Origin of the sequence: Staphylococcus sp. FSL W8-0056 (assembly GCF_037963075.1) — a bacterium.
Classification (GTDB): domain Bacteria; phylum Bacillota; class Bacilli; order Staphylococcales; family Staphylococcaceae; genus Staphylococcus; species Staphylococcus aureus.
Genome location: NZ_CP150142.1, coordinates 1,772,319 through 1,787,204 on the forward strand (window position 1 = coordinate 1,772,319; position 14,886 = coordinate 1,787,204).

Sequence of the window (14,886 nt, forward strand, 5' to 3'; positions counted from 1 at the left end):
AATGCGTTAAGTTTTATTACATTTTTTGAAATAAAATATGCCACACTATATAAAAATGATTTCATGAACTAAAACAAAAAAGACTACTTACTCACTTTTAAATTAGCGGAAGTAGCCATAGAATCTAATATCTATTTTATTGTTAAAATGATAACGTTAAACTTTTTGAATTGTAATTGTCCATGAAGCATTATCAATTTGTTCATAGTTTGTTATAGGATAACCATTTTCTGCAGCCCAATTTGGAATGGCTTCCGTCGCTTGCGTGCAATCAAAATCAATTTTTAATTCATCTCCAGATTGCAATGTTGCCATTTTCTTTTGCGCTTCAATTAACGGAAATGGACATACCATTCCTACTGTACCTAATTCGTGTATCATAATTATTTCTCCTTTTCCAATCACTTTTATTTGATCAACATCATTTGCATAATAATCTTCTATACTATTTGCGTTTGCTGTTTAACCTTTGCGGATTGTTGTTGTACTTTTTTCATTGGACGAACAAAGATAAAATGACTCATTGTCCATACACCAACTATCATCGATGCTAGCGCAATCCATCCTTGCCAAGTCATCGTTGCCGTTTCAACCAAACCGTTACCGATAGAACAACCACCAGCAACTGACGCACCAAATCCCATACATATGCCACCAATGGCACTGTTTCGTATTGTAATCTTGTCTGGCAATCGCCATTTAAATTCTCTTGATCCTCTAGCTGCAATATATGAACCAATGAAAATTCCTAGAACTAAAAAGACACCCCAATCAATAAATTTAGTTTCACCTGTAATCAAAAAGTGTACTAAATTTGCTGAAGGCGTTGTTATACCTAAACCGTCATTTCTTCCAGTTGATGCACTCATTGGCCAAGCTAAGAGTGCGATAAGTCCAATTACAATTGCTGCAATAAATGGATGGTATCGTTTTTCGAAAAGGTAATATCTAATACCTGTATAACGTTGCTTTAGTTTTGGAACAGCAACTCGAACTTTCTTATTATTGAGTGTTCTTACAACTAGAAAAATGGTGATTATAGTTAATATAACGACTAATCCCCAAAACGGAATGCCAGTTGTTTGAGACATATCACTATTTACATTCGTTGGTTGATTAATTTTATCCATTACTGGCTTTAAAATCCCTGTTTTAGTGATTGCTGCAGTAACAGCATATAATACTAATGCAATCCAACTACCAATTAGCCCTTCACCAGCGCGATACCAAGTACCTGTTGCACACCCTCCAGCCAATACTATTCCAATTCCAAAAATAAAAGAACCTATAATTGTTCCCAATATTGGAAAACTATGTGCAGGAATTTGTAAAATATCTGTTGCCGTCAAAATCAATAATCCTATACTTTGAATAGTAATAGCGATTAATAATGCATAGAACATCTTATTATTCTTTTGCACATACATATCTCGAAAGCCACCTGTTAAACAAAATCTTGTTCTTTGCATGACAAAACCTAAGAGTCCCCCGACAATTAAGCCACTAAAAATCATCCACATAATCCTAACCCCTCATTTCCGATAAGTTTAGTATGTATTATAGGTGATGATTTTCTTGTTTTCAACCTTATACACAATATTTTTGATATTTATATTATATTCATATAAGGAAGGCGATTAATTACGATTCATCATTATATCTCTACGTGTTAATTTATTAACCTATACTATATTTATCAACACAACAGTTTTTCCTTTCATTTTCAAACATAACAGAAAAAGCCTGAGACATACTTAGTCCCAGACTGTTCTATAATTAATTAAAGATATAACAAGGTTAATCATTCAAAGCTAACATCACATTTATTCACTGTAATTTTTCATAAAGAATAATAATGACTGTAATTCTATACCTAAGTCAATTTGATGTACTTGCACATCTGAAGGCGTATTAATTCTACCAGGAGTGAAGTTTAAAATACCTTTCACACCAGCTTGGACGAGTTCATCTGCAACTTTCTGTGCAACTCTTTCTGGTGTAGTTAGAATCACAACATCTATTTCTTCCTTCTTCAATGTTGTTATTAATTCATCGTTATCTTTTACAATAACGTTCCCTATTTTCTGGCCAATAACATCTTCTTTTACGTCAAACGCTTCTGTAATCGTCATATCGTCATGTATTGAAAAGTTATATGTGAGCAAAGCTTTCCCTAGGTTCCCAACTCCGACAATTGCGATTTTGATCATGTCACTCTCGCTTAGTTCAGATTTAAAGAAATCCAATAAACTATCTATATTATATCCGTACCCTTTTTTACCTAATTCGCCAAAATATGAAAAGTCACGACGAATTGTTGCCGAGTCAATTTGTAACGCATCGCTAATCGCTTTTGAATTTACACGATCTATACCTTTAGATTTTAATGAACTGACAAATCTATAATATAACGGCAAACGTTTTAAAGTTGCTCGAGGAATTTTAACTTGGTCACTCATTCGCTATTTCCTCCTTCGTGTTTGAATGAATTATATCTATGTATTCAAACGAGTTAGAGCGTAATTGTTAGATTATTAAAAAACAAATAATTGATTACAATGAATACCTAAATATTATACATTATTGAATTTTAAAAATAAATATCTTAGTTTCAAGACGGCGTTTTATACTGTAAAATGGTTATTAATGTAATAATTACGACTTTTTTCATAAGTTAATAAAATTTGAGAAAGACGAAAGGTGAAGATCGAATGATACTTTTACAACTCAATCATATATCAAAATCGTTCGATGGTGAAGATATATTTACTGATGTTGATTTTGAAGTAAAAACTGGTGAACGAATTGGTATCGTAGGAAGAAATGGCGCCGGTAAATCAACATTGATGAAAATTATAGCTGGTGTAGAAAACTATGATTCTGGAAATGTGTCAAAAATTAAAAACTTAAAACTAGGTTATTTAACTCAACAAATGACTTTAAATTCTAATGCAACAGTTTTTGAAGAAATGTCAAAACCATTTGAACATATTAAACGAATGGAAAGCTTAATCAAAGAAGAAACAGATTGGTTATCAAAACATGCAAATGATTACGATAGTGATACATATAAAACACATATGTCCCGTTATGAATCTTTATCGAATCAATTTGAACAATTAGAAGGATATCAATATGAAAGTAAAATTAAAACAGTACTTCACGGGTTAAATTTTAGTGAAGAAGATTTCAATAAACCTATCAATGATTTTAGCGGCGGCCAAAAAACACGTTTATCTTTAGCTCAAATGCTATTAAACGAACCTGATTTATTACTTTTAGATGAACCTACTAACCACTTAGATTTAGAAACGACAAAGTGGCTTGAAGATTATCTACGTTATTTTAAAGGTGCAATCGTCATCATCAGCCATGATCGTTACTTTTTAGATAAAATAGTTACTCAAATTTATGATGTGGCTTTAGGTGATGTCAAACGCTATGTTGGTAATTACGAGGAATTTATACAGCAACGGGATTTATATTATCAAAAACGAATGCAAGAATATGAAAGTCAACAAGCAGAAATAAAACGATTAGAAACTTTTGTTGAGAAAAATATTACCCGTGCTTCAACAAGTGGAATGGCAAAAAGTAGACGTAAGATTTTAGAAAAAATGGAACGCATTGATAAACCAATGTTAGATGCCAAAAGTGCAAATATTCAATTTGGCTTTGACCGGAATACAGGTAATGACGTCATGCATGTAAAAAATTTAGAAATCGGTTATCAAACTGCAATTACCAAACCTATCAGTATAGAGGTCTCTAAAGGCGATCATATAGCAATCATTGGGCCAAATGGTATTGGAAAATCGACCTTAATTAAAACTATTGCTAATCAACAAAAAGCGCTTAATGGCGATATTACTTTCGGCGCAAATTTACAAATTGGTTATTATGATCAAAAGCAAGCAGAATTTAAATCTAGTAAAACGATTTTAGATTATGTGTGGGATCAATATCCGTTAATGAATGAAAAAGATATTCGAGCAGTTCTTGGACGTTTCTTATTTGTACAAGACGATGTTAAAAAGATAATTAATGATTTATCTGGTGGTGAAAAAGCACGTTTACAACTAGCACTACTTATGTTGCAACGTGACAATGTACTTATTTTAGATGAACCTACCAACCACCTCGATATAGATTCAAAAGAAATGTTAGAGCAAGCACTCCAACATTTTGAAGGAACAATACTATTTGTTTCCCATGATCGTTACTTTATTAACCAATTAGCAAACAAGGTATTTGATTTAACAATTGATGGCGGAAAGATGTATTTAGGAGATTATCAATATTACATTGAAAAAGTTGAGGAAGCCGAAGCGTTGAAAGCGCACCAAGAAGAACAGTCAGTTAACGTACAAGCACATAAAAAGTCTATGGAACAATCGTCGTATCATAACCAAAAAGAACAAAGACGTGAACAACGCAAACTTGAACGACAAATATCCGAGTGTGAAAATGAAATAGAAACTTTAGAGACTACTATCTTACAAATAGACGAGCAATTAACCCAACCAGAAGTGTATAACAATCCACAAAAAGCAAACGAATTAGCTATCCAAAAACAAGATAGCGAACAAAAATTAGAACACGCTATGTCTAAATGGGAAGAATTACAACAAAAACTATAAAAATATACATAACTCTAACTGTAAATTCGCTATAGTTAGAGTTATTTTTTTACAAATTTTAATTTTTTTTATTCACAATAAAAACGCTGATATTATAGCTATCCACAGACTTATCCTAGTTATCCACAAGTAAATTAACACTAATCAATTATTTATTTTCTGTTTTCCCACCTGATATCCACAATAAATGACGTTATCAACACCTTTTATCCACAAGTTATTCACTCTTTGTTGATAAGTACGCATGTTCTCTATTGACATTGTTTTTATCAAAATTCATTGTTAAGACACTTTCTTTATGAAATAATAATATTATTGAAGTATATTTTTATTATTATTAAAAATAAATAAGGAGATACTTATGAGCACAAATCAAACATTTTTAATATTTGTTATAGCAATTATTCTACTTACATCTGTAATAGGAATTGTTGGACGATACATGAGTCGTCAACGTCTATTAAAATCTATGGAAACATTATGGCAAACGATTTCTCCATTAGAAGCTTTTATCAGACCGAACTCACATTTCGACTATGAGTATAAGCTCTACAAGGAAAAATTTGAATCACATTCATTAGTTGATGATAAAACTTGGTCCGACTTAAATATGAATGCAATTTTTCATAAGATGAATTATAATTTAACAGCTATTGGTGAAATGAAGCTATATGCCTGTTTACGTGGAATGCTTTCAATTACGAACAAATCATTACTTAGTTTATTTAATGATAATGCTGAATTTAGAAAAAACGTAACATATCATTTAGCTTTGATTGGTAAAACTGTTTATCCAACATTTCCAGACCAAATCACACCGGTAAAACGTCAAAATATATTGTTTCTATGCCCGTTTTTACCAGTTATCTCATTTGCAGTTATATTTATTAATTCACAAGTTGGTATTTTATTATTTCTTATGAGTTGCCTATTTAATATCATTTTATCAGCAACTTTAAAGCGTACATATGAGGATGACTTAAAATCTATCTTTTATGCATCCAATGTTTTAAAACAAGGCTATACTATCTCAAAAATTAAACATGCTCCACAACCTGAAGTCAATTTTAAGCAATTTAGAACAGCACGTCATTTAACGAGTGTTTTAGCTGAAGTTAATGATGAAGATATCGGAGCTATGGTAATTAAACTAGTTAAACTTATTTTCATGCTTGATTATGTTTTATTTCATTCAATTCAAAAAAGCTATACAACACATATGAATGAGCTTAAAAATTGTTTCGATTACATAGCTGAATTAGATAATCATTATGCATTAGCAATGTATCGTAGAACGCTAGAATGTTATACTGAACCACAAATTGATGATACAAATGATGGCATAGTATTCTCTGAGTTAACACATCCACTCATAGCAGATGCAGTAGCCAATGATTTCTCACTTTCACAAAATATACTGTTAACTGGGTCTAATGCTTCGGGTAAATCAACATTTATGAAATCCATAGCAATAAACATTATTCTTGCATCGGCTATACAAACAGTTACCGCAAGCAAATTTGTATATCAACCTGGAATTGTGTTCACGTCAATGGCAAATGCCGATGATGTGTTATCAGGCGATAGTTATTTTATGGCTGAATTAAAATCTATTAAGCGAATTGTTGAAATTCCAGATAATCAAAAAATATACTGCTTTATCGATGAAATTTTTAAAGGTACCAACACAACTGAACGAATTGCCGCTTCAGAATCAGTACTATCATTTTTACATGAAAAATCTAACTTTAGAGTTATTGCAGCAACACATGATATTGAGTTAGCTGAACTCTTAAAACAACGTTATGAAAATTATCATTTCAATGAGGTAATAGAAAATAATAACATACATTTTGATTACAAAATTAAGCCTGGCAAAGCAAATACTCGTAATGCCATCGAATTATTAAAAATCACTTCATTTCCAGCAAAAATATATGAACGAGCAAAAGATAATGTTTCCAATGGTTAGCATGAATCTTGAACATCAATCAATGTTCAAGTCGCAACATTGTTATATTGACAGTCTTTGACTAAATGAAAATACGCTTGTAATAAGTTTTTTCAATACTAGTCCGGGGGCCCCAATACAGAGGCTGGCGGAAAGTCAGCTTACAATAATGTGCAAGTTGGCAGAATCCCAACATAATAAATCATTAGTGGTTCTTTATCTTTTCTGTCTCACTCCCCTAATTGCAATATAAAAACGTCAGCTATCACATGACAGAAGACTATGAACAGTTTCAATAATGTTCATCGTAATCATGTTAATAACTGACGTTTATTTTATTCTGCAGAATACTCTTCTAAATCTATATTGCTGTGCCCATTTAATGCTAAATCAGCAAATCGACCTTGCTGATACAAATAGTGGCCGGCAACGCCTATCATTGCAGCATTATCTGTGCATAATTTAGGACTTGGGATAGTTAATTGAATGTCATTGACTTTGCATTGATCCGCTAAAGATTGACGTAATCCTTTATTACTCGCCACGCCACCAGCAACAATTAATCGCTGAACACTATATTCTTTACAAGCTTGAATAGCTTTAAACGTAAGCACCTCTACAACACTATTTTGAAAGCTCGTTGCTACGTTAGCTTCAATGATTGGAATATTTTTTTGTCGTTGATTGTGAAGTTGATTGATCACGGCACTTTTCAACCCACTAAAACTAAAATCATAACTATCTTTATCCAACCAAACACGAGGGAATGAATAAGTATCTTCACCTTCAGCAGCCAACCGATCAACTTGTGGACCACCTGGATAATTTAAACCAATTGTTCGTGCCACTTTATCATAAGCCTCACCTACTGCGTCATCTCGTGTTTCACCAATGACTTCAAATGATAAATGATCTTTCATATAAACTAATTCAGTATGTCCACCTGAAACAATAAGTGCAATTAGCGGGAATGTTAATGGCTCTTCTATGTGATTAGCATATATATGTCCTGCAATATGATGAACAGGAATAAGTGGCTTATCGTAAGCAAATGCCAATGCTTTGGCTGCATTAACACCTATTAGTAACGCACCAATTAGTCCAGGGCCTTCTGTAACCGCTATGGCATCAATATCTTCCATTGATACATCGGCATCCACTAGAGCCTCGTTTATTGTTGTTGTTATACCTTCAACGTGATGTCTACTTGCCACTTCGGGAACGACACCGCCAAATCGTTTATGACTTTCAATCTGACTTAAAACTGTATTTGATAAAATATCTCTGCCATTTTTTATAACACTAACGCTTGTTTCATCACAACTTGTTTCAACAGCTAGTATTAATATATCTTTAGTCATTTAAATTCACCCACATAACCATTGCGTCCTCACCTTCACCATAATAATTTTTACGTTTACCACCATATTGAAATCCTAAATTTTCATATACATGTTGTGCCACTTTATTATTAACTCTTACTTCTAAACTCATCACATCACAAGTGTGACTTGCATAGTTTATTCCGTATTTTAAAAGCATTTGACCTAAACCATAGCCTCTATAATTATCATCGATTGCAACTGTTGTAATTTGAGCTTGATCGATAACAATCCATAAACCTAAATAACCAATAATTTGTTGTTCAAATTCTAAGACAAAATATTTCGCAAAGTTATTTTGCTCTATTTCATGATAAAATGCGTCAATTGTCCAAGAACTGTCATTGAAACTCCGACGCTCAAGATCAAAGACTTGTGGCACATCTTCTTTAGTCATCTCTCTAATGTTTAATTGTTCTTTTGACTGTTGATCCAATTTCGTTCCGCCTCAGCTAATTTATGGTATTTAGGAGTAAATGTATGTACGTCTGTAGGTTTATCTATCAATTGATACATGACTGATGCATTTGGTAGCTGCGCAATCACTTCACCTTGTAATTCATCTTGTAATTTTATAGTATCTTTCCCAATATAAATAAATGGTTGGTTTAAATCTTCTAAAAAAGCTCGCAATGCCTCTATCGACATATATTGATCTTCTAAAATAGTCACTAATTGACCATTTTGCCACTGGAATATGCCTGTATAAACTGCTTGTCGTCTTGCATCAAACACAGGAACCAATAATTTATCAGTATGATCGATTGTTGCTGCCAATGCCTTTAATGATGAAACACCATATAATTTAACATCTAACGCATACGCTAATGTTTTAGCAACAGTAACACCGATACGTAAGCCAGTATATGAACCAGGACCTTCAGCAACAATAATCGCATCTAATTGCTGTTTAGCTATTTTGCTCTGCTCAAATAGCTGACTAATCGCAGGCATTAATTGCACTGAATGATTTTGTTTAGAATCCGTAGTTATTTCAGCTAAAACTTCATCGTTTTGCATCAATGCTACTGATAATGGTTGATTCGATGTATCAATGAGCAGCGAATTCATGGATAATTGCCTCCTTAATTTGTTCATAATGTTCTCCTTGCGCGAACAACTCAATTTGTCTTGTATTTTCAGATATTGTTGAAATGTTAATAGATAAATGCGTCGCTGGAAGTAAATCTTTTATAAATTGACTCCATTCAATAACAGTAATTGCCTGATCTTCGAAAAATTCATCAAACCCTAAATCTTCATCAGAATCTTCTAAGCGATAACAATCCATATGATGCAATTTTAAATTTTTACCCCTATATGATTTAATGATGTTAAATGTCGGGGAATTAATCGTACGTCTTACACCAAGAGCTTTTCCTATAAATTGCGTTAACGTTGTTTTACCTGCTCCTAAATCTCCGTTAAGTAAAATCAAATCACCACTTTTCAATTGCTCAACTAAAAACATAGCAAATTGATTCATTTCATCTAAATTATTTATCTTTATCAATGTTGATTCTCCTATATTATGCTTTTCATTCATAAAAATGATTATCCATTGTTCAATCGTATCTAACTTTATATTTAACCTTTATATTGTAACAAATTTCAACTTAAATTTCTTATCTTTGAAACAGATTATCTATTCAAAGTTAATTGTAAGAAAATTTAAAATATTTGTTGACATACTAAAGCAGATATAGTAAATTAAATTTATCAAATTTTTAGACAATTCTAACTATTAAAGTGATATATACCATTCACGGAAGGAGTATAATAAAATGCTTAATCAATATACTGAACATCAACCGACAACTTCAAATATTATTATTTTATTATACTCTTTAGGACTCGAACGTTAGTAAATATTTACTAAACGCTTTAAGTCCTATTTCTGTTTGAATGGGACTTGTAAACGTCCCAATAATATTGGGACGTTTTTTTATGTTTTATCTTTCAATTACTTATTTTTATTACTATAAAACATGATTAATCATTAAAATTTACGGGGGAATTTACTATGCGAAGCGACATGATCAAAAAAGGAGATCACCAAGCACCAGCAAGAAGTCTTTTACATGCCACGGGCGCGCTAAAAAGTCCAACTGATATGAACAAACCATTTGTAGCTATTTGTAACTCTTATATTGATATTGTTCCTGGACATGTTCACTTGAGAGAGCTTGCAGATATAGCTAAAGAAGCAATTAGAGAAGCCGGTGCCATTCCATTTGAATTCAATACAATTGGTGTTGATGATGGAATAGCTATGGGACATATCGGAATGCGATATTCTCTACCATCACGTGAAATTATTGCAGATGCAGCTGAAACTGTAATTAACGCTCATTGGTTTGACGGCGTATTTTACATTCCTAATTGTGACAAGATTACACCCGGTATGATTTTAGCAGCCATGAGGACAAACGTACCAGCTATCTTTTGCTCTGGTGGACCAATGAAAGCTGGCTTATCTGCACATGGAAAAGCATTAACACTTTCATCAATGTTTGAAGCAGTCGGCGCATTTAAAGAAGGATCGATTTCTAAAGAAGAATTTTTAGATATGGAACAAAATGCCTGCCCTACTTGTGGTTCATGTGCTGGGATGTTTACTGCAAATTCAATGAACTGTTTGATGGAAGTTTTAGGTCTAGCATTACCATACAACGGTACTGCACTTGCAGTCAGTGATCAGCGACGCGAAATGATTCGCCAAGCAGCTTTTAAATTAGTTGAAAATATTAAAAATGATTTAAAACCACGTGATATCGTTACTCGCGAAGCAATTGATGATGCATTTGCACTTGATATGGCTATGGGTGGTTCAACAAACACGGTACTGCATACGTTAGCCATTGCCAATGAAGCTGGTATTGATTATGACTTAGAGCGCATTAATGCTATTGCCAAACGCACGCCATATTTATCAAAAATAGCACCTAGTTCATCGTATTCAATGCATGATGTGCATGAAGCTGGTGGCGTCCCAGCAATTATTAATGAATTGATGAAGAAAGATGGCACGTTACACCCAGATAGAATCACAGTTACTGGCAAAACGTTACGTGAAAATAACGAAGGCAAAGAAATTAAGAACTTTGATGTCATTCACCCTCTTGATGCACCATATGATGCACAAGGCGGTTTATCTATCTTATTTGGTAATATCGCCCCTAAAGGCGCAGTTATTAAAGTTGGCGGCGTTGATCCATCTATCAAAACATTTACTGGGAAAGCAATTTGTTTCAATTCGCATGATGAAGCTGTTGAAGCAATAGACAATCGTACCGTTCGTGCAGGCCACGTCGTTGTCATTAGATATGAAGGACCTAAAGGTGGACCAGGTATGCCTGAAATGTTAGCACCTACTTCCTCTATTGTTGGTCGCGGCTTAGGTAAAGATGTTGCATTAATTACTGATGGGCGTTTTTCCGGTGCCACAAGAGGTATTGCAGTTGGTCATATTTCCCCTGAAGCTGCATCTGGTGGACCAATTGCCTTAATTGAAGATGGAGATGAGATTACTATTGATTTAACAAATCGTACATTAAACGTAAACCAGCCTGAAGATGTTCTAGCGCGTCGCCGAGAATCTTTAACACCGTTTAAAGCGAAAGTAAAAACAGGTTATCTAGCTCGTTATACTGCCCTAGTAACTAGCGCAAATACAGGTGGCGTCATGCAAGTCCCTGAGAATTTAATTTAATTTATTTTTATATTGGAGATGGTTAAAATGTCTAAAACTCAACATGAAGTAAACCAAAATATTGACCCTTTAAAAATGGCTGAATCACTTGAACTTGAACAACTAAATGAAAAAACTTTAAATGACATGCGTTCAGGATCAGAAGTGCTAGTAGAAGCTCTACTTAAAGAAAATGTGGATTATTTATTCGGTTATCCTGGTGGTGCCGTACTACCTTTATACGACACATTTTATGATGGTAAAATCAAACATATTTTAGCAAGACACGAACAAGGTGCTGTTCATGCTGCAGAAGGTTATGCACGTGTATCTGGTAAAACTGGCGTCGTTGTAGTTACAAGCGGTCCAGGTGCAACTAATGTAATGACAGGTATTACGGATGCACATTGCGACTCTTTACCTCTAGTTGTATTCACTGGACAAGTTGCTACACCAGGCATTGGTAAAGATGCATTCCAAGAAGCGGATATTCTATCTATGACTTCACCAATTACAAAACAAAATTATCAAGTGAAACGTGTTGAAGATATCCCTAAAATCGTACACGAAGCTTTCCATGTAGCTAATTCTGGACGCAAAGGTCCTGTAGTGATTGATTTTCCAAAAGATATGGGTGTTTTAGCTACAAATGTGGATTTATGCGACGAAATCAATATTCCAGGTTATGAAGTTGTTACAGAACCAGAAAATAAAGACATTGACACTTTCATCTCACTTTTAAAAGAAGCGAAAAAGCCTGTCGTATTAGCCGGCGCAGGTATTAATCAATCAAAATCAAATCAATTATTAACACAGTTTGTTAATAAACATCAAATCCCAACAGTTACTACTTTACTAGGTCTAGGTGCTGTACCTTATGAGGATACACTATTTTTAGGTATGGGAGGTATGCATGGTTCTTATGCTAGTAACATGGCATTAACTGAGTGTGATTTACTCATTAATTTAGGTAGCCGCTTCGATGATAGATTAGCAAGCAAACCTGATGCCTTTGCACCTAACGCCAAAATTGTACATGTAGATATTGATCCTTCAGAAATCAATAAAGTTATTCATGTAGATTTAGGTATTATTGCAGACTGTAAAAGATTTTTAGAATGTTTAAATGATAAAAATGTTGAGACTATAGAACACAGTGACTGGGTTAAACATTGTCAAAATAATAAGCAGAAACACCCATTTAAACTTGGTGAAGAAGATCAAGTATTTTGTAAGCCACAACAAACAATCGAATATATCGGCAAAATTACAAATGGTGAAGCAATTGTTACTACAGACGTGGGACAACATCAAATGTGGGCAGCTCAATTTTATCCATTTAAAAATCACGGACAATGGGTTACAAGCGGTGGTTTAGGAACAATGGGATTCGGTATTCCTTCGTCAATTGGTGCCAAATTAGCTAATCCTGATAAAACAGTCGTATGTTTCGTCGGTGACGGTGGTTTCCAAATGACAAACCAAGAAATGGCACTTTTACCCGAATATGGTTTAGATGTCAAAATCGTACTAATCAATAATGGAACATTAGGTATGGTTAAACAATGGCAAGATAAGTTCTTTAATCAACGCTTCTCACACTCAGTATTTAATGGTCAACCTGATTTTATGAAAATGGCAGAAGCATATGGCGTCAAAGGTTTCTTAATCGATAAGCCAGAACAACTGGAAGAACAATTAGATGCAGCGTTTGCTTATCAAGGACCAGTTTTAATTGAGGTTCGTATTTCCCCTACTGAAGCTGTAACCCCAATGGTTCCGAGTGGCAAATCAAATCATGAAATGGAGGGCTTATAATGACAAGAATTCTTAAATTACAAGTTGCGGATCAAGTCAGCACGCTAAATCGAATTACAAGTGCTTTTGTTCGCCTACAATATAATATCGATACATTACATGTTACACATTCTGAACAACCTGGGATTTCTAACATGGAAATTCAAGTCGATATTCAAGATGATACATCACTTCATATATTAATTAAAAAATTAAAACAACAAATTAATGTTTTAACGGTTGAATGCTACGACCTTGTTGATAACGAAGCTTAATTTTAAGACAAAGGCAATGATGCGCTAATTAGTTATAGATATATCATAGGCTGCTAGTTAACATCTGCCACTATTACAAAGTTATATTTCAGAATTTTCGAAAAACAAAACATTTAATTATTTGGAGGAATTTATTATGACAACAGTTTATTATGATCAAGACGTAAAAACGGACGCTTTACAAAGCAAAAAAATTGCAGTAGTAGGTTATGGATCACAAGGCCACGCGCATGCACAAAACTTAAAAGACAATGGATATGATGTAGTCATCGGTATTCGCCCAGGTCGTTCTTTTGACAAGGCTAAAGAAGATGGATTTGATGTGTTCCCTGTTGCAGAAGCAGTTAAGCAAGCTGATGTAATTATGGTGCTATTACCTGATGAAATTCAAGGTGATGTATACAAAAACGAAATTGAACCAAATTTAGAAAAACATAATGCGCTTGCATTTGCTCATGGCTTTAACATTCATTTTGGTGTTATTCAACCACCAGCTGATGTTGATGTATTTTTAGTAGCTCCTAAAGGACCGGGTCATTTAGTTAGACGTACATTTGTTGAAGGTTCTGCTGTACCATCACTATTTGGTATTCAACAAGACGCTTCAGGTCAAGCACGTAATATTGCTTTAAGTTATGCAAAAGGTATTGGTGCAACTCGTGCAGGTGTTATTGAAACAACATTTAAAGAAGAAACTGAGACAGATTTATTTGGTGAACAAGCAGTACTTTGCGGTGGTGTATCGAAATTAATTCAAAGTGGCTTTGAAACATTAGTAGAAGCGGGTTATCAACCAGAATTAGCTTATTTTGAAGTATTACATGAAATGAAATTAATCGTTGATTTGATGTATGAAGGCGGTATGGAAAATGTACGTTACTCAATTTCAAATACTGCTGAATTTGGTGACTATGTTTCAGGACCACGTGTTATCACACCAGATGTTAAAGAAAATATGAAAGCTGTATTAACTGATATCCAAAATGGTAACTTCAGTAATCGCTTTATCGAAGACAATAAAAATGGATTCAAAGAATTTTATAAATTACGCGAAGAACAACATGGTCATCAAATTGAAAAAGTTGGTCGTGAATTACGCGAAATGATGCCTTTTATTAAATCTAAAAGCATTGAAAAATAAGATAGACCT

General features: G+C 33.6%; 15 protein-coding genes. 7 read left to right on the forward strand and 8 right to left on the reverse strand.

What is annotated here, in order from left to right; genetic code table 11:
• Positions 1-156: 156 nt before the first annotated feature.
• The 3 genes from NSS86_RS09045 to NSS86_RS09055 all read right to left on the reverse strand — a co-directional run bounded on the left by NSS86_RS09045 (position 157) and on the right by NSS86_RS09055 (position 2,459).
• Positions 157-381, reverse strand: coding sequence for a sulfurtransferase TusA family protein (locus NSS86_RS09045; protein WP_000581076.1), 225 nt, complete (start codon positions 379-381; stop codon positions 157-159).
• 59 nt (positions 382-440) lie between these two features.
• A complete protein-coding gene (locus tag NSS86_RS09050) occupies positions 441-1,520 on the reverse strand; it encodes a YeeE/YedE family protein (RefSeq protein WP_000266884.1) in 1,080 nt (359 codons plus the stop codon).
• Positions 1,521-1,823: 303 nt separating this feature from the next.
• Positions 1,824-2,459 (reverse strand): redox-sensing transcriptional repressor Rex, encoded by a 636-nt coding sequence (locus NSS86_RS09055; RefSeq protein ID WP_001283612.1) that lies wholly within the window; start codon positions 2,457-2,459, stop codon positions 1,824-1,826.
• A 252-nt stretch (positions 2,460-2,711) separates the two neighbouring features.
• Between NSS86_RS09055 and abc-f the strand changes: the two genes are divergently transcribed.
• Positions 2,712-4,640, forward strand: coding sequence for an ABC-F type ribosomal protection protein (gene abc-f, locus NSS86_RS09060; RefSeq protein WP_000602057.1), 1,929 nt, complete (start codon positions 2,712-2,714; stop codon positions 4,638-4,640).
• 144 nt (positions 4,641-4,784) lie between these two features.
• On the opposite strand, the gene NSS86_RS09065 is transcribed toward abc-f, so the two are convergent.
• Positions 4,785-4,913 carry a hypothetical protein gene (locus NSS86_RS09065; protein WP_001792272.1) on the reverse strand — a complete coding sequence of 43 codons (129 nt, stop codon included), beginning with the start codon at positions 4,911-4,913 and terminating at the stop codon, positions 4,785-4,787.
• A gap of 88 nt (positions 4,914-5,001) precedes the next feature.
• Here NSS86_RS09065 and NSS86_RS09070 point away from each other — a divergent pair, with 88 nt between their 5' ends.
• Entirely contained in the window at positions 5,002-6,612 is a 1,611-nt protein-coding gene (locus tag NSS86_RS09070; RefSeq protein ID WP_000106332.1) for a MutS family DNA mismatch repair protein, read from the forward strand.
• A 314-nt stretch (positions 6,613-6,926) separates the two neighbouring features.
• Here the strand turns inward: NSS86_RS09070 and tsaD are convergent, their stop codons facing one another.
• The 4 genes from tsaD to tsaE are packed head-to-tail and all read right to left on the reverse strand — an operon-like array spanning position 6,927 to position 9,486.
• Positions 6,927-7,952 carry a tRNA (adenosine(37)-N6)-threonylcarbamoyltransferase complex transferase subunit TsaD gene (gene tsaD, locus NSS86_RS09075; protein ID WP_000159042.1) on the reverse strand — a complete coding sequence of 342 codons (1,026 nt, stop codon included), beginning with the start codon at positions 7,950-7,952 and terminating at the stop codon, positions 6,927-6,929.
• Positions 7,945-8,409 carry a ribosomal protein S18-alanine N-acetyltransferase gene (gene rimI, locus NSS86_RS09080; protein ID WP_000372758.1) on the reverse strand — a complete coding sequence of 155 codons (465 nt, stop codon included), beginning with the start codon at positions 8,407-8,409 and terminating at the stop codon, positions 7,945-7,947. Before rimI ends, tsaD begins: the two co-directional genes overlap by 8 nt.
• A complete protein-coding gene (gene tsaB / locus NSS86_RS09085) occupies positions 8,382-9,044 on the reverse strand; it encodes a tRNA (adenosine(37)-N6)-threonylcarbamoyltransferase complex dimerization subunit type 1 TsaB (protein WP_001086737.1) in 663 nt (220 codons plus the stop codon). The genes rimI and tsaB overlap by 28 nt, the downstream gene beginning before the upstream one ends.
• Entirely contained in the window at positions 9,025-9,486 is a 462-nt protein-coding gene (gene tsaE, locus NSS86_RS09090) for a tRNA (adenosine(37)-N6)-threonylcarbamoyltransferase complex ATPase subunit type 1 TsaE (RefSeq protein WP_000590805.1), read from the reverse strand. Before tsaE ends, tsaB begins: the two co-directional genes overlap by 20 nt.
• 37 nt (positions 9,487-9,523) lie before the next feature.
• Between tsaE and NSS86_RS09095 the strand changes: the two genes are divergently transcribed.
• The 5 genes from NSS86_RS09095 (at position 9,524) to ilvC (ending at position 14,877) form a co-directional block, all read left to right on the forward strand.
• Positions 9,524-9,679: a hypothetical protein gene (locus NSS86_RS09095; protein ID WP_001789600.1), complete on the forward strand. Its 156-nt coding sequence runs from the start codon at positions 9,524-9,526 to the stop codon at positions 9,677-9,679.
• Positions 9,680-9,996: 317 nt separating this feature from the next.
• Positions 9,997-11,685 carry a dihydroxy-acid dehydratase gene (gene ilvD, locus NSS86_RS09100; RefSeq protein ID WP_001255780.1) on the forward strand — a complete coding sequence of 563 codons (1,689 nt, stop codon included), beginning with the start codon at positions 9,997-9,999 and terminating at the stop codon, positions 11,683-11,685.
• A gap of 27 nt (positions 11,686-11,712) precedes the next feature.
• The gene (gene ilvB / locus NSS86_RS09105; RefSeq protein ID WP_000047811.1) at positions 11,713-13,482 is read left to right on the forward strand and encodes a biosynthetic-type acetolactate synthase large subunit; all 1,770 of its coding nucleotides are present in this window, start codon (positions 11,713-11,715) and stop codon (positions 13,480-13,482) included.
• Entirely contained in the window at positions 13,482-13,736 is a 255-nt protein-coding gene (locus NSS86_RS09110) for an ACT domain-containing protein (protein WP_000196911.1), read from the forward strand. The genes ilvB and NSS86_RS09110 overlap by 1 nt, the downstream gene beginning before the upstream one ends.
• A gap of 136 nt (positions 13,737-13,872) precedes the next feature.
• Positions 13,873-14,877 carry a ketol-acid reductoisomerase gene (gene ilvC / locus NSS86_RS09115; RefSeq protein ID WP_000214562.1) on the forward strand — a complete coding sequence of 335 codons (1,005 nt, stop codon included), beginning with the start codon at positions 13,873-13,875 and terminating at the stop codon, positions 14,875-14,877.
• Positions 14,878-14,886: the final 9 nt, after the last annotated feature.